The organism is [Scytonema hofmanni] UTEX 2349 (genome assembly GCF_000582685.1).
Classification (GTDB): domain Bacteria; phylum Cyanobacteriota; class Cyanobacteriia; order Cyanobacteriales; family Nostocaceae; genus Hassallia; species Hassallia hofmanni.
On the sequence record NZ_KK073765.1, the window covers coordinates 200290 to 222382 of the forward strand.

20 protein-coding genes and 1 pseudogene are annotated in these 22093 nt (G+C 41.3%); 9 read left to right on the forward strand and 12 right to left on the reverse strand.

Annotation, left to right across the window (positions count from 1 at the left end):
- Positions 1-19 precede the first annotated feature (19 nt).
- The 8 genes and pseudogenes from TOL9009_RS0103705 to TOL9009_RS0103740 form a co-directional block, all read right to left on the reverse strand.
- Positions 20-559 (reverse strand): hypothetical protein, encoded by a 540-nt coding sequence (locus TOL9009_RS0103705; protein WP_029631252.1) that lies wholly within the window; start codon positions 557-559, stop codon positions 20-22.
- On the reverse strand, positions 556-1119 hold the full coding sequence (locus tag TOL9009_RS0103710) for a GNAT family N-acetyltransferase (protein ID WP_029631254.1): 564 nt from the start codon (positions 1117-1119) through the stop codon (positions 556-558). The genes TOL9009_RS0103705 and TOL9009_RS0103710 overlap by 4 nt, the downstream gene beginning before the upstream one ends.
- 203 nt (positions 1120-1322) lie before the next feature.
- Positions 1323-1880 carry a hypothetical protein gene (locus TOL9009_RS0103715; RefSeq protein ID WP_029631256.1) on the reverse strand — a complete coding sequence of 186 codons (558 nt, stop codon included), beginning with the start codon at positions 1878-1880 and terminating at the stop codon, positions 1323-1325.
- A 255-nt stretch (positions 1881-2135) separates the two neighbouring features.
- Positions 2136-3527: pseudogene (locus tag TOL9009_RS37900) on the reverse strand (IS4 family transposase).
- Positions 3528-3945: 418 nt separating this feature from the next.
- The gene (locus TOL9009_RS46845; RefSeq protein ID WP_186227467.1) at positions 3946-4119 is read right to left on the reverse strand and encodes a hypothetical protein; all 174 of its coding nucleotides are present in this window, start codon (positions 4117-4119) and stop codon (positions 3946-3948) included.
- 142 nt (positions 4120-4261) lie between these two features.
- Positions 4262-7063 (reverse strand): pPIWI_RE module domain-containing protein, encoded by a 2802-nt coding sequence (locus TOL9009_RS0103730; protein ID WP_029631258.1) that lies wholly within the window; start codon positions 7061-7063, stop codon positions 4262-4264.
- 5 nt (positions 7064-7068) lie between these two features.
- Positions 7069-10461 carry a pPIWI_RE_Z domain-containing protein gene (locus TOL9009_RS0103735; RefSeq protein WP_029631259.1) on the reverse strand — a complete coding sequence of 1131 codons (3393 nt, stop codon included), beginning with the start codon at positions 10459-10461 and terminating at the stop codon, positions 7069-7071.
- A 6-nt stretch (positions 10462-10467) separates the two neighbouring features.
- On the reverse strand, positions 10468-11616 hold the full coding sequence (locus tag TOL9009_RS0103740) for a restriction endonuclease-related protein (RefSeq protein ID WP_144238138.1): 1149 nt from the start codon (positions 11614-11616) through the stop codon (positions 10468-10470).
- Positions 11617-11886: 270 nt separating this feature from the next.
- Here TOL9009_RS0103740 and TOL9009_RS0103745 point away from each other — a divergent pair, with 270 nt between their 5' ends.
- The gene (locus TOL9009_RS0103745) at positions 11887-13050 is read left to right on the forward strand and encodes an ImmA/IrrE family metallo-endopeptidase (protein WP_029631264.1); all 1164 of its coding nucleotides are present in this window, start codon (positions 11887-11889) and stop codon (positions 13048-13050) included.
- 181 nt (positions 13051-13231) lie between these two features.
- Here the strand turns inward: TOL9009_RS0103745 and TOL9009_RS0103750 are convergent, their stop codons facing one another.
- Positions 13232-14431, reverse strand: a complete 1200-nt coding sequence (locus tag TOL9009_RS0103750; protein WP_029631266.1) for an AIPR family protein — start codon at positions 14429-14431, stop codon at positions 13232-13234.
- A gap of 357 nt (positions 14432-14788) precedes the next feature.
- Between TOL9009_RS0103750 and TOL9009_RS0103755 the strand changes: the two genes are divergently transcribed.
- The gene (locus TOL9009_RS0103755) at positions 14789-15757 is read left to right on the forward strand and encodes a tyrosine-type recombinase/integrase (protein WP_029631268.1); all 969 of its coding nucleotides are present in this window, start codon (positions 14789-14791) and stop codon (positions 15755-15757) included.
- Positions 15758-16123: 366 nt separating this feature from the next.
- Here TOL9009_RS0103755 and TOL9009_RS45075 read toward each other — a convergent pair whose 3' ends face one another.
- Genes TOL9009_RS45075 through TOL9009_RS0103775 form a run of 3 tightly spaced genes read right to left on the reverse strand, consistent with a single transcriptional unit; the run spans position 16124 to position 17384 of the window.
- Positions 16124-16318, reverse strand: a complete 195-nt coding sequence (locus TOL9009_RS45075; protein ID WP_144238139.1) for a transposase — start codon at positions 16316-16318, stop codon at positions 16124-16126.
- Between the two features lie 47 nt (positions 16319-16365).
- Positions 16366-17208: an IS4 family transposase gene (locus TOL9009_RS37910; RefSeq protein ID WP_221928631.1), complete on the reverse strand. Its 843-nt coding sequence runs from the start codon at positions 17206-17208 to the stop codon at positions 16366-16368.
- A complete protein-coding gene (locus tag TOL9009_RS0103775) occupies positions 17190-17384 on the reverse strand; it encodes an IS4/Tn5 family transposase DNA-binding protein (protein WP_029631272.1) in 195 nt (64 codons plus the stop codon). The genes TOL9009_RS37910 and TOL9009_RS0103775 overlap by 19 nt, the downstream gene beginning before the upstream one ends.
- A gap of 521 nt (positions 17385-17905) precedes the next feature.
- Between TOL9009_RS0103775 and TOL9009_RS37915 the strand changes: the two genes are divergently transcribed.
- The 7 genes from TOL9009_RS37915 to TOL9009_RS0103805 all read left to right on the forward strand — a co-directional run bounded on the left by TOL9009_RS37915 (position 17906) and on the right by TOL9009_RS0103805 (position 22087).
- Positions 17906-18865, forward strand: coding sequence for an aminotransferase class I/II-fold pyridoxal phosphate-dependent enzyme (locus TOL9009_RS37915; protein WP_051502780.1), 960 nt, complete (start codon positions 17906-17908; stop codon positions 18863-18865).
- A gap of 23 nt (positions 18866-18888) precedes the next feature.
- Entirely contained in the window at positions 18889-19446 is a 558-nt protein-coding gene (locus tag TOL9009_RS0103785; protein WP_029631274.1) for an ISAs1 family transposase, read from the forward strand.
- The gene (locus TOL9009_RS48805) at positions 19422-19745 is read left to right on the forward strand and encodes a hypothetical protein (RefSeq protein WP_051502781.1); all 324 of its coding nucleotides are present in this window, start codon (positions 19422-19424) and stop codon (positions 19743-19745) included. Before TOL9009_RS0103785 ends, TOL9009_RS48805 begins: the two co-directional genes overlap by 25 nt.
- Positions 19729-19893: a transposase gene (locus tag TOL9009_RS45080; protein ID WP_144238141.1), complete on the forward strand. Its 165-nt coding sequence runs from the start codon at positions 19729-19731 to the stop codon at positions 19891-19893. Before TOL9009_RS48805 ends, TOL9009_RS45080 begins: the two co-directional genes overlap by 17 nt.
- A gap of 271 nt (positions 19894-20164) precedes the next feature.
- The gene (locus TOL9009_RS37925) at positions 20165-21373 is read left to right on the forward strand and encodes an RRXRR domain-containing protein (protein WP_084763098.1); all 1209 of its coding nucleotides are present in this window, start codon (positions 20165-20167) and stop codon (positions 21371-21373) included.
- Positions 21374-21399: 26 nt separating this feature from the next.
- Positions 21400-21750 carry a DUF5674 family protein gene (locus tag TOL9009_RS0103800; RefSeq protein ID WP_029631276.1) on the forward strand — a complete coding sequence of 117 codons (351 nt, stop codon included), beginning with the start codon at positions 21400-21402 and terminating at the stop codon, positions 21748-21750.
- A complete protein-coding gene (locus TOL9009_RS0103805) occupies positions 21725-22087 on the forward strand; it encodes a hypothetical protein (protein ID WP_029631278.1) in 363 nt (120 codons plus the stop codon). The genes TOL9009_RS0103800 and TOL9009_RS0103805 overlap by 26 nt, the downstream gene beginning before the upstream one ends.
- The last annotated feature ends 6 nt before the right edge of the window (positions 22088-22093 follow it).

Genomic DNA, 22093 nt, shown 5'->3' on the forward strand with positions numbered 1-22093 from the left:
TTTATTCTTTGGAAGCCCCTTATGCAGAAAGTTTTTCGGAAAAATTTACCTGCGACATAACTTGTGTGCGTATTGAATTAGCAGCCTTATCGGCAATTTCTTCTCTATCAGAATCAGTAAGAAGTACTGCAAGTAGTGATTTGAGGGCTTCGCGGTTAGATATAAACTCTTCACCGTATAAATCATTTTGTAACAAAGTAGCTTTTAAGCGAGGTACCAATTCAGGCGTAGGAGATAGCAACCGCTCTTTAATGCGTGCCCTTGCAGTCTCTGTTGCAGAAGTTGTACCTATACCTAAATCCCATGTTTCAATTATTAGCCTAACTTCGCGGTTGAGAGATACACGCAGCGTTGATAGACGACCAAATAAAGGAAGATTGAGCATTAAAGGTGCTAATGCACTACCCCAATCCAAACCAGCGCCGATAGTGCAATTTGCTTCATCTTCGATGCAAACAGCCTCATCAAGCCATCCTTCACCAAAAAGTAAATCTACAGCTTCTTGGGTTGTTATTGACTCGTTTGCCTCAAAATTATTATTTTGCTGTTGGTGATTCATAAATTTTTACCTGATCTTCGTCTCAATGCACCATACTCAAAATAAACTAAATTATCATAGTCTTCTTCAGATCCGCAGTTCAACATGTTTTGTTTTTCGTAAAATCCTTCAGACCTTGGTAAGGAATGCAACCCAACTCTACCTTCATACCCTAACTCAACACTTCTAATTCTTGCGAAATTTAATAGTGCTTGACCAACACCTTTGAATTGAGGCGGGCGTTGAATCTCAATTCGATTAGTTGGGGCAGTAGTAATGCCATCAACATAAACTAGCCTCTTACCAATATTTAACCGAGAACCGTGCATTTGCGTTTCTATTATCATTAATCCTTGGGTTTTGTTCTCGCACTCGACTGCGTAACCTTCAATATTTTCTTGATTGGCAATATATCTTAATTTGAATACCCAGTCCCAGTATTTATCTTCTTGACTAAATAACCTTAAGTTTTCCACCCAATAATTAACATAATCATCAACGTGTCTTTGTCCTAAATCTATCAAATAGGCTTCAACATATGTATTGTCAACACCCCTTTTTAATTCAATTTTTCGTTGCACCATTAGCTCCTAATTGTCATCTGCTTCTATTACCTCAATAATTCCAGCCTTATATCAGGGCGATCGCATCTAAATTAGTCCCGATCAAAACTGTGCTTTTACCCCCTGGATGATCAAATGATGAACCATAACCTGACCAAAAGTTAACGTCATCTCAAGGGTTATAGCCAAAACGGAAGATAAAACTTTGCATCAATCTGATTTTACTTGAGTGGGTGATACAGTTCGTCAAGAGCATTCCATTCCCAAGCCGTACTCATCGGATCGCGGTTTCGAGACCAACTCAAAAATTCTTTGGTGCTGAGTTTTTCTCTTTCTGCAATCAGGCTTTGGGGGGTGATGCCGAGTCTTGGGGCAAGGCTTTCATTTGTCCTTGGTTGCAGTTCAACTTGTGTTTGTTGGTACGGGTACGCCGTTTGTCTTCGCCCTTTGCTGTTGCTCAATCTCCCAGAGGCGATTGCCCGTTCGATAAGATCCAGCTTCTTGGCGATTCCTTCTAGTTTTGTTTCCACTGAGGAGCTTTGATCGGCAAGATGGGATTCCAGTTTATCCAGCTTTTTCTCTAGCTGTTTAATTGATTTACTGCCTGCTGTTATATCGATATCATTTTTGCTATCAAATTTTCCTAGTAATTCCTCTAAGGCTTGCAGCAAGGCAATTGTATGCCCTTGTCTGTGTAGTTTTGATAATCGCCGAACCACCCCAATTAGTGGAACGGGCACGCGGATCATCTCGCTGGGTGGGGACTTTTGGTCAGGCATTTGATATCATTTTTGATATCGACAAGCTGATTATAAAAGGTTTAGTGGAATGCTGTAATTCACTGAGTATTAATTGTGTCGATGTTTTTCATAATTGTCATATATCGATACAATTTGCGACAGGAGCGATAGGCTTCGCTATATCTACGCCAAGTAAAGTGTTTAACAGTTGGGAATCGGGTAGGATCTAAACCGACCTCCGAAATAATGGTTTGCACTGTTAAGATACCAAGACCATCAATCTGACTTTTCCCGTTAAGTCTCTCTAGCAAGCTGCCAACCTTCACTCTTGTTGTGCAATTTTAACCAGCCCCTCCACAGTACCTGGATCCCAATCGGAGTTTTATGTCGATGTTCATGCGGAGCCACCAAGACGAGCGATGGCAACCAAGCGCCCAAGCAACTGTTAATACCTTGGGGAGTTTGGGTGATTTGGCGCTCATTACCTTGATCTCAAGGGGATTGAGCAGTTCAGTAGCGTTGGTATCAGGCTGGGTGCGGTGTAAATAAGTCAGCTGCAACAGTTCAACAGCAATTATACTCAAAAACCCAAGTAAAGCCTTCATACCATCGGCAGCAAGTCTGTATCGTTCAACTTGACACCCCGATTTTAAAATTTTATGATATTCCTCTACTCGCCAACGGTAAGAATACCAACGCAGAATTGTAGCAGCCATAGAAGCATCGGTGACTGCTTCTGTTGTCAATAACATCCATTCTACAGGAGTTTCACCTTCTGGACAATCTATTTCTATGGCATAAACAGCATAAACTTTAAGTGGATCTCGATTATCAAAACGGTAAGGAGTACGGAGATTAACTTGGCAAAATCGCACCTCTAATTTAGCTTTGCGAGGAGAACGCTTACTAGTTTCTGGGAGTTGAATTTCTTGCCGTAATGAAATGGGTTGAGCTTCTAATTTGGCCCACAAGCGCTCACTGTTAGGGTCTAAACTCCGGTTTTGAGCAGCACGAACCACAACCCCTGTATGCTGAAGTTCACGAACTTTATCAAAGACCTCTGCTATATCACCTTCACGATCAAAAACATGGATCACGCGAGTAGATTTGCTAACACTGCTTTCTATCGTAGTCAGTGCTTCTACCCAACGATAAGATTCTTTCTCCTCAAAGGGGCGTTTTCGGGCTTCATACCTAGCTTGCGCTTGGCGTTTTTTCTTCTGTTCTGGTGTCTCATATGAGTGGTGGCTTCTGTTTTGGCTCTCGATGCCAAACTTTTTGCCATAACATACCGAGTGATTGGCCAATTTCTGGATCTATTGCTAAAGCACTGTGCAATATTAAACCATTACCCCCTTTGCCAATTGGACCATAACCTTCTTTTTTAGCCACAATGTTGTCATAATCAAGAAAGGTAGTGTCTCCGACGCACAGCACTACGGGAGCATTCCGCAACAGTTTCCGCCGTCATTTGACAGTGCGGCTCAATTATCTTGGAAAATTCCACTTTAGCGTTCCCAAAAACTCATAAGCCCTCTTGAGTACGGTTCCAAGGAGTGAATATTTCCGACAGTGCTTTGCCAAATCCTTGACTTATAGCGTAGCCAAAAGACAAAAGCACGCTCATTCAAACGAATGTCGCCGTTCTTCACAAGTAGCAAAATTTTTCTCCCACCAGTCCAACATGATTTGTCACCTTTAGCACCCAATTTCAATTACTGTACCCTATGTGCTGTCCTTTATCTAAAATCCTTTGTGAGCAAGCCTTTTGAGACTTAACGGGAAAAGTCAGGACCATCAATGGCCGTGAAGTCCACACCACTAATTCGGTAAAGATGGGTACGTAAATCAGGCATCGGGTTCATTACCTTGGGGTTTATGGCGGGGGTGCTTTGGTTGCGGAAGCGGAGATTCATTCAAATTAACAGAGTATGGGGAAGTAGTGGGACTTAGACAAAAAGTAGCCTGAAAAACTAATCAAACGTATATACAGAAAGACTTTGACATCGTTTTACTCAGTTTCTTGATATATCTGGGTTTGAAGCATTTTTGAGTCTTCGGTGTATTTTCCTTGCCCTGTATAGGTTTGAGCCTTGTTTCTGCCTCAAAAATGTTTAAGTCCCGGTAGTTCTTTTAATAGTTGAGCGAAGTGTTCATTCACCTGACTGGAGTTAATTTCAAGTAGTGGAGCCATTACCTGGGGATCGCTACCACTTAGCATAACTGCTAGTAAAATATCGTAAAATCGGCGATCGCTCTTGAGCGCAGTTTTTTTCAATAGGATAAATGGCTGTGGCAGTTGTTAGGACACCTGGAACTAAGAGAGGGGATTGTTGTGGTGCTTGCAGTTTGCAATGCGTCCGAACGAAACCGAGCTTCGTAAGGGCGCAAACTCTGATTCGCTGTAACCCAAACAGTTATTAAAATAAGCTCAATTGGATGTATTCTGGAGCTTGCTCAGTTAGAGATTCATCTAACAAATCATCCTCAAAATCATCGAAGTCTTCCTCCACATTCAGCCTTGATATGTACTCAGAAATTTGTTGACCTGAATGAACTGGCTGTGGCAATAAAGTTACTATTTCTGCATCGAGAAATGGGGACGCTTCTCGCAGTCTATGTACTACTAATGTCCATTCTCCTGGCTTATCTTCTGGTTGGAGAGATAACCAAGAGATTTCTAGCGCGGATTGGTTCCATCCCGGTTTTGATACTCTGTCGCGTTGCCTTGAATTTGACGGTCTTTTTGCAGATTGAGGAGAGCGACCAATTGAGTAAAAAGCAGAGCTAAATTCTGGGTTATGATAAATACCACTGTACCTATTGAAACCTGATATCGGACAAACGTGGGCTACCAAACCATCACTGGAATATCGTAGTCTAGCTACACGCAGTAGTTGGGGATTTTTGCAATAAAGAAGTTTATTTTGATGCCAGAGATTATTTGGGTCTTTTGCCTCGTCTCCTGACAGAATTTCAAAAAGTGAAGGAAAGTCTTGACGGAGATTTTGCTCGTCTAATAATAGCAAGGTTGGATTTTTTATTTCTAAGTCTGCAAAAGCACGCTCCACAAAATTATTTATCTGCTCGGATGTGTAGTTTGAGTTGTATCTCTGCTCAAACCGGGCTACTGTGAATAGACTTTCATCGTATGGCATCCAAGCTGGCCCATAATCCCCTGGTAAACACACTTGTATTTGAGATGAATTATTTTCTGAAGGGATTTTGATAAGCAGAGGGATAACTACCTTTTTTTCCCCTTTCTTTCGGGCGTTGAGGCGGATAATTCTAATGGTGATCATATCAATATTTTGCGGTAGTGATGTTTGAGAAAACCCTGTATAAAAGGGTATACCTAAAGGAAAATTTAACTGGCGCATTAAATCTAAAATTGCATTTAAGCACCTCGCTTTGTAAGCTTCCTTCTGAGTGACTAATTGTTTTTTCTTACTTTCATAAGTTTTTACTAGTTTTTCATTGTTAGGGTCTATTGGGGCAAATTCTTCTGGATTTATATATTCCGGTTCTGGTTGTAAAAATTGACTTACCCAATTTGCATAAGCGTGTCCCCAACGAATTGCAGCTTTTGGGTCGGTTAACCTCCTCCCTTTGTCAAAGTTGCGGTAATCAACTAGTTCAATAAGAATACCTCGTTTTTCATTGCTAGCTTTAGGCTGCATCGCCATTTGGCTTTCTATTAGCCTAGCTCTATTTTTGCTAGCGGCAGCTTGGGCTTGACCAGAATAAGAACCACCTAAAGATAAAGGCAAAAGCCATTCATTAGGCAGGGGAATTTTGTTTACCTTCAATAAGTAACTTTCTCCTAAAGAGTTGGTAAATTGCCAAGTTTCATTGTCTATTTCTTGAAGAGTTCCTTGTAGTTTTTTGCTTTCTAAAAATTTCCTCAATACCTCTAATAAAGTGTCTGCCGAATTAGATGAAATTTTAATACGGTAAACTTGCTCGCTGGTGGTAGTTGGTTGATTGGATGTTATCTGGGGTTTAGGAAGTCGCCGTTTTCTGCAAGCACTAAAATCTATCTTGTTGATAATTGGCGCTGCCACTACTCCAGGTGGTAAAGCTGTTGTTAATCTTTCAAATAGCTCAAATCTATCGGCTGCTTCCAGCCCTACTCCTACTGGGTGAGAACCTAGCCGCGTTCTATGTGATAGTAAATATTGTGGTGCGTATTTTTCGGGGTCGCTTAAGAACTGCATTGGTTCTGGGATGTCGATATGAGGAGCTATCATCGACAAAATTTTGTCAATTCTCCCTTTCCAAGTAACCGTATCGTATCGTGTTAACTTGAGGTTTATGAGAGTGGTTTCTCTTTTCAAAGTCGGGTCGGAATTTGGCTTGAGCCACCCCAGATTTTCCATAGCTACATAAACACTGCTATCTTCTCCTTTTGGTAAGAAAATTTTTTGTCTTGCACCTGGAAGTGGTTTGTTTCCTTGATTATCCCAAGCAGTCATGGGTTTGGAAATATAGCGTCTAATGCCTGCTTGAAATAGTAATAAGTAGGGAGTTTTACCGTTAGGAGGAGCGATATAGAACTTTAAGTAATATGAATATCTAGCTACTTGTTCAGGTTTATTAGAGGGTGAATATTCGATAGGAGGCCAGGTTACTAAGTAAGCTTCTTTGTTAGTAGAGGGAGACACTACTAAAGGCCAGTATTCCTCATGACCACTAGCATTACTTAAACCTAACTGAAATTCCTTTCTTGTTAGCCAGCGTGCTATTAGTTCAGGCAATACAACTTGTATAACATCAAAGGGAGCGTTTTTTAAGTCTATGATTTCCCAACTTAATTTGGCTCGATCTGGCTCCATCTCAGCCAACACAGATTTTACAACTTTAAGGTCATAGTTGACTAACAACCAATTTTTTATAATTTCCCAAAATTGGTTTAAATCGATTAAATCACTATAAGTATGAACAATTATCCAATATTCTGGTCTGTCTTCTGGAACGCGAGAAAAGGAGTTAGGAAAAATGTAGATAATGTCAGAGGCACATCCTCTTAAAACTGCATAGAGACTTTGGATAGCAGGAGTATGGTCTACATTTGCTAGACCTTTTATAATGTCTATCCAAGTCACTGGCAGTCTTAATCCATAAACTTCTCCCATAACAGAAGGGTCGAAATTATCATTGAATAACCAAGCCAAAGTCTGTAGCCTGTCAATGGGAGGTAATTTTTCTTGTGCTTGAGTCATTTTATTTACCTGCCGTTGCTATTATGTTCTAAATGTTCTACCAGAGCTTTTAGACGATCATAAATTGACCCATATAAAATTCTGGCTAATTGTTGTTCTACTTGGGGTTTATTGCTATTCGGAGAAAGGTACTCTCCAAAAATTTCTACCCATCCTTTCAGGAGACTACGTTCTGCACCTTGTGGATAAAATGCTGAGTCACAGAAGAAGACCCTTGTAGGAACATTTCCTCTGGTAGCTCTGCCTAAAGCTTGTACTATAGAAACAGCTTGATCCCAAAGAAGTTCATGCCAAAAATCAACATCAATGGAAGCCGAGCCATGATGTGAAGCTCTGAGTCGTCGATGCCAATTTTTGTAAGACAGGCTTCGCAATTTAGCGATCGCTTCTGCTGCTGTTCCTCCTAAGCTAGACGGTAAAACATTACTTCCTTGCAAAATCTCGTCGAATACCAAACGGTTTATGGATCTAATCTGCCTGCCGAAATCTGTTGGCACTGGGTAAGGGCGTACTAAAAAAAATACACTACCTAAGTAGGCTTTGTTGGTTATTGGTGACAAAATGTTATATCCGCGTTGTACGGCTCCCAAAGGTCCTACTAATACATCACGCCCTCTAATTGGAAATTGTTCAACTTGCCCTCGCCGTAAGAGCCACTCGGCGATTTTTTCGTCTTTGTCAGATTGAAGACAATCTACCCGATTTTTCCACTTACTGGATTCTTGCATATCCCTAGCGATTAACCGTGCTTCCAGATAACTGCCCGTAATTAAAATGACAGCTCTTGGTGTGCCGAGAGACTCCCAATACTCCAACTCTTGTGTTATCCGGTCTTTGCCACCGCCGCCAAAAGCTAAATACTGAGTAAGTTGCAGTAGGCTATCTTTTCGTCCCATCCCAGAACGTCCGCTAACTATTATTGCTTCTCCTGTACGGTCTGGAACTCGAACGAATTCAAAATGGCTATTAGACAGCGCTTCCACTGCTTCGAGGGGTGGAGATAGAATTGCGCGGGGTTGAATCCCAATATTGAATTGGGGACTTCCAGGCGACCAGGAGGTGGCACTAGTTATTAGCGTGTGGGGTCCGTAATCTCCTGTTAAATTTACATATAAGTAGGGAAATTTTAATAACAAATAACGCCCTAAACCGAAGCAAGCTAAATATCTTAGCAAGCCCTTTGGAGTTTTTTCTTCTGTTTGGTCTACGAATTGATACCCTAACAAATGACCCAAAGGTGATTCTACATTTAAATCGATGTATTCATCCGGCGGGTTTTGGCTCAAGGAGAGTCCTTTTCCTAGTTCCGCTGTTGCTAAGAGCCAGTAACGAACCAGTTCGTTGACCTGTCTATCCATTGCTGTTAGCAACACGCTAAATTCTAGTCTTTCTAATATCTGTTGCGTTTGCGGCGATTGGGGAAGGTGCCAAGGTAAACGTTCCTGTAGCCAAATTCTCAGTTTTTTAATTAAATTGTCCCCCTTATCATTTCGGACATCGCTGACTAACTTTTCTAAATCATTTTCGCTGATTTCACTATCCTCTAAACCATTTGATGAGGCGCGGAGTAGATAGTAGTTTTTAAATTCATCTTCTAAAAAGGATAAAACTTTTAAGAACTCTTCTTCTGGGAAATCAACGGGTGCTAATGAACGTATGTGCTCAATTAACTGCTCGTAAATTAAAGAATTATAAAGAGGTCTCTCTCCTATCCATTTTCGTAAATGTAATTTGTCAAATAGTCTGACGAATATTCCATCTGATAATCGCGAAGCTTCCCTAGCAACTCCTCTAAGTTCGTGATAACGGGGGTCATTAAGTTGTGTTCTTCCTGAATAGAAAGATTTTTCAGCTAAAGTATGTTCGATAAAATCAAGTATGGCTGTTTGAGAACCTGCTAAATCGTTGGAGGGAGCAAAGTCGTCTTCTATTGATACTTGTACTCTATCCACTTCGTCTACAATTAGTAAGGAACAGTAATGATAGGCAGCTTCTAGTACCCGCATTTCAGTTCCTACTAATTCCGGAGGCATTGTGGTGTAGATAAAAGCAGCAGAAGTAGCTACCCAAATAGAGGCATTAACTAAATCCCGGTTTGCTTGGTGAACCGGACAGATAGGAAGAAATGGGCAACTATAATATCTAACTTTGTCTGGGTAATTTTTTTCTTGTTTTTTGAGGTCTTCTAGACTTACTAAACTATGGCAGGGTTCTTGACCTGCTGGAATGGAACCCTCACTTACTAGTCCTGAAAGGATACATTTTCCTGTTAGCCAAGGGAGAGCAGGATTATCTAATAATTCTGCATTCTTTGTGTCTTCTACTGGGTCGTAGGGTTGGTATAAATCTTCTGGTTGTAGCTTGTTGGCGTGAGCCATTCCATATTGATACTGATGAGAATCTCTGGCTTTTCCCAGTATTGGAGCAGCTGATAAGCCCATCTTTACGAAATCAACTGCCATATTAATAGCATCAGTCACCGTATTAACAATAATGCAGATACGAAAATTTTTGTCGGATATTGCATACTTTTCACACAGATCATGTACCGACAAATAGATAATAGTACTTTTGCCAGAACCCGTAGGTCCTAACAAGTGAAAAATTCCATTTATTGTGAATTTATCACTAGGCTGTAAATTTTCTTCTATTAAAGATAGAGATGAATTTAATTGCTCCCATCTTTCAAGCCATTTTCTTCCTGGTAGTTTTTCTTCAAGTTTTATTGCTGATTCTTTTAATTCGCATAATCTTATTGTCAAAGGAGATAAAGGAGATGGGCGTCTTGGTTGCTCGATAACTGGTGTTGCAGTGGTGCTAATGTTAGATAAGCAGTCCTTCATTCCTTCAATTAGTTTAGTGGGAATGACTACTGAAACTGCTTTTGAATTAATATAAAAGCAATATTCTTTTTCTGATTTAGCCCAATTTCGCGATATGGGTTTATGTTTTGCTGGTTGATTTAATGCCTTGGTGATAGCTTCTACACGTTGCGGAACATAATTAACTACAGGTTGTCTGGTGTATGTTCCTGACTCCAAAGATACGTCAAAAAGCCTAATGCTTAGAGGCTGTTGACTATACCACAAAAGGGATTTTTTCCAAGCTGTTGCTGTGCGAATATATCGGACTCTATGACGTACTCTGGTGCAAGCTTCTATCAGCTTCTGATTATTCGCTAATTCGGTCGGAATGAAGTTTGTTAATAAACTCCAAGCTTCTTTAATATTACTGTTGCTTGCACTTTGATAAATTTCGGCGTGGAGAGTTATTACTAATTCAACCTCAAAGAATCTTTTACTTTCTGTTTTGGTAAAGGTAACAGGAATTAAATCATCTTGTCCTAATCGGAGGAGTTCTTTACTAATCTCTTTTAACCAATCTTGCCAATCTCTCATTTTTGCTCACTTGATAGCTTGTTTTACTTGACCAACAAACTGTTTAATTGACAAAACGCCTATATCACTGAGAGCAGATTTCTCTTGACATCTCACATCCCAAACAGCTTGAAATATTTTTTTATATTTCCCTTTGTATCTATAATCTGGGAAGACATAAAAAGCTTTATCCCATTCAGGAAATTGTTTAAAAGGTTTTAAAGACCAAGCCAATTCTCTTGCATTTGCTTGGTCTTTCATGTCTACTGCCCAAACTTCCCCAGTCGGAAATTTAATCCTCAAATCGTAATTATCTACACTGGGCCAAAGCGAGCAATCTAATCCTAATTTGACTAGAGTATCTCTTAATTGAATTAATGACCGTTCTGGAGCTACGACAGAAGCCTGAATACCACGAATTGTTCGCATCGATTCTGGGCGGTAGGGTATCCACTTTTCAGGAGTGCTTATATTGCTAACAAGGCGAGAACACAAATCGCTGTAACAAACGGCACGGTGGTGCGAAGACCCTTGCCACTCTAATGGCCATCCACACCTGGGACATAGTGCGAGATGGTAAATGCCATTTCGTTTAACCCGACAAGCAAGGGGAATGCGTTCGTAGGTAGCGCACAATGAAGAACGAATTTCTCTTTCCCAATCTAAATCGCAGTTGATAATTTTCGTTCCCCACTCTAAATAAGAATTTTGTACTAGAAATATCCTAGCTTTTACATATTGCTCATCTAACTTATTTTCACAACAGTATTCGAGAATCTCTTTGAAGGGAAGGTCTTGAATTTCTATCTCAGGATTGCCGCCTGAACGCATTCTTTCACTTAGCTCATAAGCTAAATCTGTTGGTTGTCCCAGAAATAAAAGTGAGCCGAAAAGATTAGCCGCCTCCATTAATTTTCCGACACCTGGCCATTCTTCTACAGGCTGGTGGAGCCAATTTACCACCTCTTTGTGATGCAAAGGTGGCATAGTTTTGTAGCTGATGCATAAGACAGATAATTGTTCAAGCCCGGATTTGATGTGTTCGTTGGGACTGGTAACGGGAAGTGCATTTCTTTTGGTGATTTGTTCTTGCTGCTCAACTAGCCCTATTGCTATCCTGGTGAGAATCTTTTTCGCTTGTATTTTTTGTGACTCCATTGATGATAGATTGCTCATAGCCCTGGTTAAGTAAATACAACACACAATATTGAAGCGGTTTGCTTCTTGACAGCAGCCAAGCAGAAATTTCTGCTCTCTATGAACGGCTCTACTTTCCTGATGCTTACAATTGTGTCTCTCTAAGTTTCAGCAAGCGCGAAGCTTTAATAACCATTAACGCTTGACTTCAACAGTAGTTTTGCGGATTACATTGCCAGTATAGCTTTTGTTAAGATTAAATGGTCATTATTTAAATATAAACATTTTGTTAATTTTATTTAAAAAGGTATGTTGAACTACGAACACCTAGGCGATCGCCTTCGGTTAGCCCGTGAACAGACTGGGATGAGTCAGGCAGAGGTGGCTGTTGCTCTTGGCATCACGCCTGCTGCACTCAGCCAGTATGAAAAAGGGAAGCGGCGAGTGGAAGCCCTACTCTTAGAGACATTAAGCAAACTTTACAAAGTCCCCATTAGCTATTTCTTTGGCCATGAGCCGCGTTCTGCTGATTGGGAAACAGCATTGCGTTCGATATCCAAAGACCTATCAGTAGCGGGTAAAACTGGAATTTCGTACCTAATCAACAAAGTGCATATGTTGGAGGATTTGTACCGCCGAAGCGAAACCCCTTTCCCAAATCCACCTCATCCACCTTTTGCTGCTCAAGAAGAAGAAAAACTAAGTGATTACGAAATAGCTGAGTATGCCCAAAAGGCACGCCGTCATTTTGATTTGGGTATAGCGCCAATTTTGAACTTGCGAGGTTTTCTCGAAGCCCAAGAATACAAAATTTTTGCTGTACCGTTGGGAACGGACAAGGATGATCTAAGTGGATTTTTCTTCATACACGCGCAGCTAGGACTAATAGTGGTGTTTAATGAAAATCAGGCTTACAGCCGTCATCCTTTTACTTTGGCTCATGAGTTAGCTCACGGTCTATATCACTACAATCGTCCAACTATCTTGTGTCGGGCATCAGACTTTCGTTTCTTGGAGCAGTTCGCCGAACGATTTGCGTCCTATTTTTTAATTCCTCAAGAGGCACTACACGAGAGGTTACGCTATCTTCGTGTTAAAACCGTGACCAGTGCCGAAGAGGTAGTCCACTTGGCACGCTATTTCGGGGTAAGTTTTGCAGCCATGAAGCACCGATTAGAACGGGAGCGCCGACTTAATGCAGATAGTAATCTGTTTGATAAAGTTAAGCCAGTTAATCTCGCGAAGGCTTTGGGCTATCGTCCGTTAGCTTATGAGTTCGGTGCGCGTCCGTGGCCCCCTGAAGAACGGTTACCTCGTATCTTCCTTGAATTAGTCAACCGTGCCTTACAACAAAAGAAAATTTCTCTGCGGCGTGCTGCCGAAATGCTTGGCATCAGTGACATCGAGATGGAGGAACGATTCTACTTTACAGGGGGAGAAGAGGTTGATTTGATAGTAAGTATTTATGACTAGAGCTGTACTCGACACGCTCCATGCTACGAGTAATGACATTTGCACACCCTAATATAATTGACATTTTTTCTGAAGTGCCAAATTGTTTGTCAGTAGAAAACATAAATTCCACCAAATTAATGACGTTGCTTCTGCCAACAGCCCTACGCTGTTTGCCTAAGCACGAGCGTGTGTGGAGTCGTCACCCAGGAGTCAGTGTTAATTCTTCACGCTTGTTCGATTTCATCATTTTCATTAAGTGTTTGTTTAAGTAGCTTTGTGCGGATATATACATTTGCTCCCACACGTCCTGGTCACGGCATATCTTAGCACCTACGGTATTTCCGGCTGTTTTCTGTGCTATTAAGTATTTACGGAAGTAGTTACCCCATAGATGTTGCAAAAACTCTTCAGCAAATTCATCAAATGGTAACAACCAACTATAGTCTTTATCCAGGAACACGCGATAGGACGCAATTATCGGTAGTGCGAGGTCAGCTGGCGCACCAAATCCAAAAGAATATTTGCTATCAGGTAAAAGGGTATTTTTGCGTGTATCAATTGATGCCAAATCGTTAGCACCCTTTCTTCTGGGATTAGAAATATGCTCTTGAATAATGGAATATAGTCTTTGTTCAATCCACAATGCTTGAGGAAGTAGGGGTAACAATGTAGTTAATCTTGCCCTTTCATTTTCTGCAATCGCGCTCGGTGTATTTGAACCAGTGGGGTGCTTGCTTCTGGTGTTGCCGTCAGGATTGTATCGATTTCTGTCGAGGCAATTGATTAGCTTGAAGAGGTGCGTAACATTGCAATGAGCATTCCTGGGTGCGCCACTTTGATTTTGGTAGTAGGCAATCCGAAATTTACTATCACTTGTTAGTTCTAATTGGGCGAGGTAATTCTTGATAAAATCATAATCGCCTTTAGCATTAGTCTTAGAGCGAGCATCCACAGGTGCAGTAGTGTTTGAGGCAAGGGCAATATCTCTAGCGTCTTCTTCACCTAGCCCAATGTGGATAGTAACTTTGACACGCGCTTTACTCAGGTCGTACTTATAGGCTTTAGCACTTTCAAACCCTAAAATCGTATGACCGCCGTTAATGATGCCATCACTCCCACCCTCGCAAGCTTCGAGTATTTCTAGTTCGAGTTTGTCCTTATTCGTTTTAACCTTATTCGCTGAAAGGACTATCCCTGAATGTCGCTCGAAGAATTTGTCGGGTTGGGTGGTGAGAGAATCAAATATTTGCCGATAAGTTGAACTTTTGCGGTTGGGTTCTCGAATATTTGGCTCTAGGGGTAAGTCGGTGGGGAATGTGTCAATGTGGGCAGTGGCAATAATGCACTGTGGGTTAGCAGCAAAATAGTTATCTATATTAATAACCCAAGTCTTAGGCATAGTTCAACACGGTAGAATCAGCAAATACTATATTTTGGGTTATTCGTCACGATAGGGATCGTAAACCCAATAATTTGTAACAAAGCTCTACAGCTGCGTAAATTGAGGATGCTCCCTGTTTTCGCCTTCGTCTGAAAACCAAATATTGTTAATTTTAGTTACTTTTAAGAGCCATATTGTGAGTTATGTGGTTAAGGCGCGGGAAGATAATTACTTATGAGAATCTAAATTGTGAGAATTACATTTCGCATAAGTGACAGTTGTTTTTGGTCAGAGTACTTTTTTTGAGGGTGATTTTGCACGAAAACAGCGAGTGTATTATTTAAAGGTGCTGATAATTCTTCCTGGGTGGTTTTTATGGATGTTCGGGAGAAGCAGGAGCAACTACTTGAATCTTCTTTATTGTTGGCGGCGCCTGTTCCGTTAACCGAACATCCAGCTCACGTTTATCTCAATTCAAGGTTAAGTCCTGGTTCCCGTCGGGCGATGCGGGGGGCATTGAATACGATAGCCCAGATTTTAACTCTTGGTGTTGCCTCGGAGATGACTTTGGATTGGTCTAAATTGAGGTACAAACATACTGCGGCGTTGCGTACTGTGTTGACAGATAGGTATGCGCCAGCTACCACCAATAAGTTTTTGAGCGCGCTGCGGTGCGTGCTGCGAGAAGCGCTACGGTTGGAATTAATGGATGGTGCTGATTACGCGCGGGCAGTTGATGTGATTAACGTTAAAGTTTCTACCAAGTTGCGGGGACGGGCTTTGAGTGAAGATGAGATATTAGCTTTATTTAAAGTTTGTGAGGAAGATTTTACGACCGCTGGTTTTAGGGATGCAGCACTTTTAGCGATACTCCGCAGCTCTGGACTGCGACGGGCAGAGGTGGTAAATTTGAACTTGAAAGATTTTAATCCCAAAACTGGGGCACTGGAAGTTATTGGGGGGAAAGGGGGTAAGGATGGTACTGTTTATTTAAACGATGACGCGATTGTTAAAGTTCAGGCTTGGTTAAATATACGTGGGTCAGTTGGTCAACCTTTACTATGTCATGTTACTAAGTCAGGTCGTGTAGAAGTGCGGCGCCTGACTCCCCAGGCTATTTTATACATCCTCCAGCGTCGGGGACAACAAGCCGGAGTGACTAATTTTTCTTCGCACGATTTTCGTAGAACTTTTATATCAGAACTTTTCGATGCTGGGGTTGATATATCTACAATTCAGCAGCTAGCACGCCACAGTAATGCTAACCAAACCACTCGCTACGATAGACGCGGTGATGAAACTCTTCGGCGCGCTGTACAGAAATTGAGTATTCCCAAAAAATAGTCATTTAAAGTATTGATGATTAATTGTTCTTATTGCAAGCACCTTATTTTATTTCGGCGCCAGTATTTAGATAAAATTTGAACTACGGAGTAGAGAGTTGATAATTATAATAAGAGAGCGTGCGACCTTGAATCTATCCCACTAATATAATTTTGTTAATCCAAATATGGATTGTTGCAAGAGATAAAAAAGCATCAAAACAAGCAGAAATTCTTTCCCATCTGACAACAAGGCGACGATATTTTTTTTGAAACCATGCGAAACAACGCTCTTGTTGAAAACGTGGAACGGAAATTTTAAGCTTGTCTGCCCTTGTTCTTTTTTGTTTTCCAAACCCGCTTGGGCCATTGTGGTCTAATGCCACGTCTACGTAAAGCAGCACGCTTGTACGAGTGAATCATAGCCTTTATCTGCTGCAAGCACTTTCAACCGTTTACGGGGTCTGCCGCGTTTATTAGTCTTAATTTTTACACTATCGAGAAGCGGTATCACCTGATCTCTTTCACTACCATTGGCTGGTGTCGTGCGATTGGATAAGGGCATCCCATTTCCAACAGTCACGAGTATGTATTAAAATCCCCTTTCCTTTTCCACCGTAAGCAACACCATCACCACCGCCCGATCCAACGGTAAGAATACCAGCGTAAAATCATAGAAGCTGTCTGGATATCTGCAACAACTTCTGTGGTTAGCAACATCCATTCTACAGAGGTTTCACCCTCTGGGCAATCAACTTCCGTGGCATAAACAGCATATACCAGTAGAGGGTCACGGTTGTCAAAACGATAGGGAGTACGGAGGTTTACAGGACAAAATCGTACAGCCAGCTTGGTTTTGCGGGCAGAACGTTTACTAGTCTGGGGTAATTCGATTTCCTGTTCCAGACTGATAGGCTGCCCTTCCAGTTTTGACCAAAGACGCTCACTCTCGGAATCTAAGCTACGGTTATGAGCTGCACGAATGATAACTCCTGTGTGCTGAAGTTGACGAACTTTATCAAAAACTTCTGTGATATCTCCTTCTCGATCAAAAGTATGAACCACTCGTGTATGCTTACTTACAAGGCTTTCTACAATGGTAAGTGCCTCTAGCCACCTGTAAGATTCTTTGTCTTCAAAGGGACGTTTTCGCGCTTCAATTCTTGCTGTTGCAAGGCGAATTTTCTTCTTGGCTGGTGTTTCATTTTTGGGTGGCTTTTTTTTTGGCTCCCGATTCCATAATTTTTGCCACAACAATCCAACAGATTGACCACTCTCAGGTTTTATAGCTAATGCACTGTGCAATATTAAGCCGTTACCGCCTTTCCCAATTGGGCCGTAACCTTCTTTTTTAGACTCAATACTGCCATAATCAAGAAAAGTTGTGTCTCCAACGCACAGCATTACATCGCTTTCTGCAACAGTCTCCGCCGTCATTTGACAGTGCGGCTCAATCACCCTTGGAAATTGCACTTTTGGGTTGGCAAAAACTCATAGGCTCTTTTAAGTACTGTTCCATTGCTGAAGATTTCTGACAGTCCTTTCCCAAATCCAAGGCTTAGAGCATAGCCTATCGACATTGCACGCTCATTCAATCGGCGATCGCCTAGTTCTAGGGTTGCAAAATTTTTCTCCCACCAGTCCAGCATTGCTTGTTACCTTTAGCACTCGATTGCAATTACTTTACCGTATTTGCTGTACTGTTTCTTAAATCCTTTACCACCAAGCTTTTCGAGACTTAACGGGAAAAGTCAGATCCTTGAGTGGTTTAACATAGCAGCGTTGATGCTTTGCGCTGTTATTATGATTTGGATCACTGACAAAGATACAGCAATTACTAATTAATCACTTTTTGAGGTAGAACAATTTGTCAATATTCAAGATTGATGAAGAACTTTTAAATAATCTGCCAGAAAATAAATTTATAAATTTGATCTGAAAAAAATTATATGGAAACAATGTACTATGCTTACTCGTATGTCTAACAGCAAGTGGGGGAAGGTTTTCGACAGTTATCGGTAAAGTCACAGATTAGCCCATAATCATCGTTGCTCAACTGCTTAAGAATTATTTTATAAACACCCTTTAAGTATTGGACATGGGAGGCACCCCTATTATTCTCAGCAGAGGTAAAAAAGTTAGTAATTATCAACCAACTCACAGTTAAGAAATGAAACGGATTACCGATCCAAATAGTCCATACACATTTTTTCAGCAGCGTTTTCAGTACATATATCGGCATCCAGAGAGAGAGTTTACTTCAATTGTAGAAAATGTCCCTCACTGGCCGATTTCACCTTTTGACACACTTGCGCCATTCACAACATCATCAATCGGTAAATATGCACCCTGTCAAGGGCAACCCGATTTGATAAATGCTATTTGTAGACGCGAGAATCAGCAATATGGGATGTCGTTGCAACATCCTCATGTATTGGTCACAAATGGTGCATTATATGGTTTGTCCCTAATTTTTCGTGACTTGTACCAATTAGGTTCTGTGGTTTTGTGTCAGGCCCCCTTGCTTTCTAATATTGCCAATATGTTATTAGACATTGGCTATCAAATTTCTTACTTTTCGACACCAAATGGCACAGTCGATATTGATTGGCTGCATCGGAATTGTCATCCAGCAGTTCGTGCTATTTATATCAACACGCCACACAACCCAACCGGCGACATTTGCTCCTCAAATACTGTAGAACAACTGGTGCGCTTGGCGTGTGAACGGAAGATCGCATTGGTGATGGATATGGTTTACGATAGTTTCGTCTTTAATTGTAGTCCTATCGTACATCCATTTCTCTGTAGCGATCAATGGGAGCATCTATTCGTTGTGAACTCAATGTCCAAGAATTATGGGGCTCCAGGTTTGCGTATTGGGTGGATCATTTCGGAGCCAGGTAACATAGCACGACTTGGGGCACGGCTCGATCAAGAATCTATTGCTGTTTGTGGTTCAGCACAAGACAAAGCACGCCAATTACTGGACGTAGATAATAATCCATTGGTGGAAGCAACATTAAGGGGAAAGGATCTGATAGAACAAAGCTTCGCTTGTCACCCAGATATTCATCTTACCCCTGCTAAAGGAGCAGGGCTGTTTCATTCCCTAAAAGGTGTAAAATGACAAGCATCTTGGGGATGAAAACAATGAGTGCAAACGGAATTGAACAACTGCGAGAAGTTAAAGATTTTCGAGTCAAAGATGGACAAAGACATCAACTGTGGTTGGTATTACTGTTTGTCATTATGGGAACAATGAGCGGGTACGTGGGGTATCGTGCATGGGGAGACTTTGTAAAGCGGCATCGTCGTGTACTGATTGATAAATTTGGAATTCAAAAACATGGCGTGCCTTCCTACTCAACGATACGACGAATACTAATGGGAGTAGATTTTGACAATCTTGCCAAAACTTTCAATACTTGGGCACAAAGCTATGTTCATTTAAATACATCTGAGTGGTGTGCGATTGATGGTAAAAGTATTAAAGGAACCTTACAAAACTATGAAAGCGAATATCAGAATTTTGTGAGTGTAGTCTCTGTATTTGCACAGAATAGGGGACTTGTCTTCGGTTTGGACAAATTGGAAAATAAAAAAGGTAGCGAAATTAGCACAGTTCACAATCTAATTTCGGCATTGGATATTGAGGGTGTCGTTTTTAGCTTAGATGCATTGCATTGCCAAAAAAAACTTGTCAGTTAATAACTGATGGAAACAATGACTATGCGATCGCTGTTAAAAGAAATCAAAAAAATCTATATCGCCAGATCCAACACAATACAACTCATTCTAGACCCACGAGTCGGCATATTGCGACTGAACGGACTCGCGACCGAGTGACAACACGTACAGTAGAAGTTTTCAATGATTTAAACGGCATTAGTCGCGAATGGGTTGGTTTGAAGTCATTGCTTAAAGTAGAAAGAACAGGTACTCGTGCGGGAAAAGCCTATCACCAAGTTGCCTACTACATCAGTAGCAAGAGTGCGTTCAGCAGTTGATTTTGCTCAAGGGATTCGGGGGCATTGGGGAATTGAGAATCGCCTTCATTGGGTTAAAGATGTAGTTTTTAATGAAGACGTTTCCACCATACACATGGGTAATGCCCCTGCAAATCTATCCGTGATGCGAACGATCGCACTCATTTAGAGTCAATGATTTTGGAGCTAATCGTGCCACGTCCTCCTTCCTTTTCGCTCTTACAGCAATTTATCTCACTTAACTCCAGTGTCCCATAATATGGGTGCTTTACTTACGCCATGCTGTACTAGCCTATGAGACTTGTTTTGTTACAGACTTCCGAATGTTTCCCTAGTTCGGATTATCTCTAAGCCTACTGGTTGTAGGCGCTTGCAGAAAGGACATGCTGAACAAGTTGGGCTAAGGGACTTATAACTTTTCACGAAAAGGATTATCTCCAATGATTCGTGTTTCGGTTTTAGATAAAGACGGAAAACCACTTATGCCAACAAAACCTAGTCGTGCTAGACGTTGGCTCAAAGAAGGTAAAGCCAAGATTTTACACAATGACCTGAATATTTTTTGTATTCAGCTATTGGTAAAACCATCTGGCTATAACCAGCAATCTATTGCTTTGGGATTGGATCCGGGCAAAAAGTTTACACGTGTGGGCGTTCAATCTACCAAGTTTACTTTGTTCATGGCACACTTAATTCTGCCATTTCCAGATGTCACAAAAAAGATGTCAGGGAGGCTGATTTTAAGGTGCGCTAGGCGCGGTAGACGTATAAACCGCAAAGTTGCGTTCAATAAAAGAGCGCATCGTCAAAAACGTTTTGATAACCGTAAACAGAATAAATTGCCTCCTAGTATTCGAGCCAACAAGGAATTGGAGTTACGAGTCACCAAGGAGTTAATCAAACTGTTCCCAGTTACTCAAATCACCTATGAGTACATTAAAGCCAAGGGCGACAAAGGGTTTAGTCCGGTGATGGTTGGTCAAAAAGTAATGCTGCAATGGCTAGCAGAAATTGCACCAACCAACACGCAGGAAGGCTGGCAGACTTCGATTCTTAGACAACAGCTAGGTTTGGCTAAAGACAAGAAGAATAAGGAGAAACAAACTCCTGAGACTCATGCTCATGATGGAATCGCACTGGCAGCAAGCAACTTTATGCGGTTCGAGAAATTCCATACTGCAAACGCTCGTGGGCATCACTGGTTGGGAGAAGTAACCGTTACTAGTGCATCATTCCGTGTTATTGCGCGTCTAAGAGTGTTTCGTCGTCAACTCCATTTTGAGAACCCAGTCAAAGATGTACCAGGTAATAGAAAGCGTAAAGGTGGAACAGTCACACCATTCGGTTTACGTTCTGGTGATTTAGTTAAAGCTGAAAAAGCAGGAAAAGTTTATATCGGCTGGATTGGTGGTTATACCCAAACAGCCAAAACCAAGAACGTTTCAGTCTATGACCACAATTGGCACAGACTTGGACAATTCAGCCCATCAAAAGTGCTGTTAATAAAACGGAGCACGAGATTATGTGTTGCGCCCAAATTCCCCCGCAATTCCTCCCGACACCGAATCAAAGATTATGGTGTGGGACTCCTTGCGGAGCGAGTTGAGAAATTATCGTTTGCTTTGTCCGCACGCTTTAGAAGCAGTTGACGGTCAGCACTTAGAGGAGTTGAGAATTGATAATTATAATAAGAGAGCGTGCGACTTTGGAACAGGTCGAGCAGATGTTGGAAACTTTGAGGGTTTATATCAAAGTCGTGGTTGATATCGAACGCTGCATATTAGCCGGAGGAGGAGAAAAACACGCTTGGTGCGAAGCTGTGTTACTGGAAGACGGTAGTAGGCAGCGTGACATCTGGGGGTCTAATTGGACTCCGTTCAACCAATCGATTGATTACGAATCGATTATTAATATTCGTCCAAGTCAAAACAATCGCTCGATGATTATTCAAGATCATGCAATAAGAGAACGTGTAAAACAAATTACAGAGGATTTAATTGGTGGATATGAAATCGAATTTAGATGAAAAAAAAGCACGTTTCCAAAACGAAGACATTCCCCATCGTTTAGGACATATCGCTTCTAACTTAGCGCGCGTTCGTTCGTTTTGTAATAGCGCGTTCAAAAAAGGTGTAGAAGTTGTAATAGATGAAACTGAGTGGTTTATTGAGTGGACAGCAGCAGAAATTGAACCAGAACAAGCGGAAGAATTAGTAAACATTCAAGTTCAACTCGCACGTTGGCAAATAAATTTAGACAATATTTTGTTGGATGAACTTCGTCGAGGAGAAGTAGCCAAACAAGCAGAAACATACTCACAAAAAGTCTTAGATATGTCAGGTTTGCTTGATTTAATAGCTTGATATTAC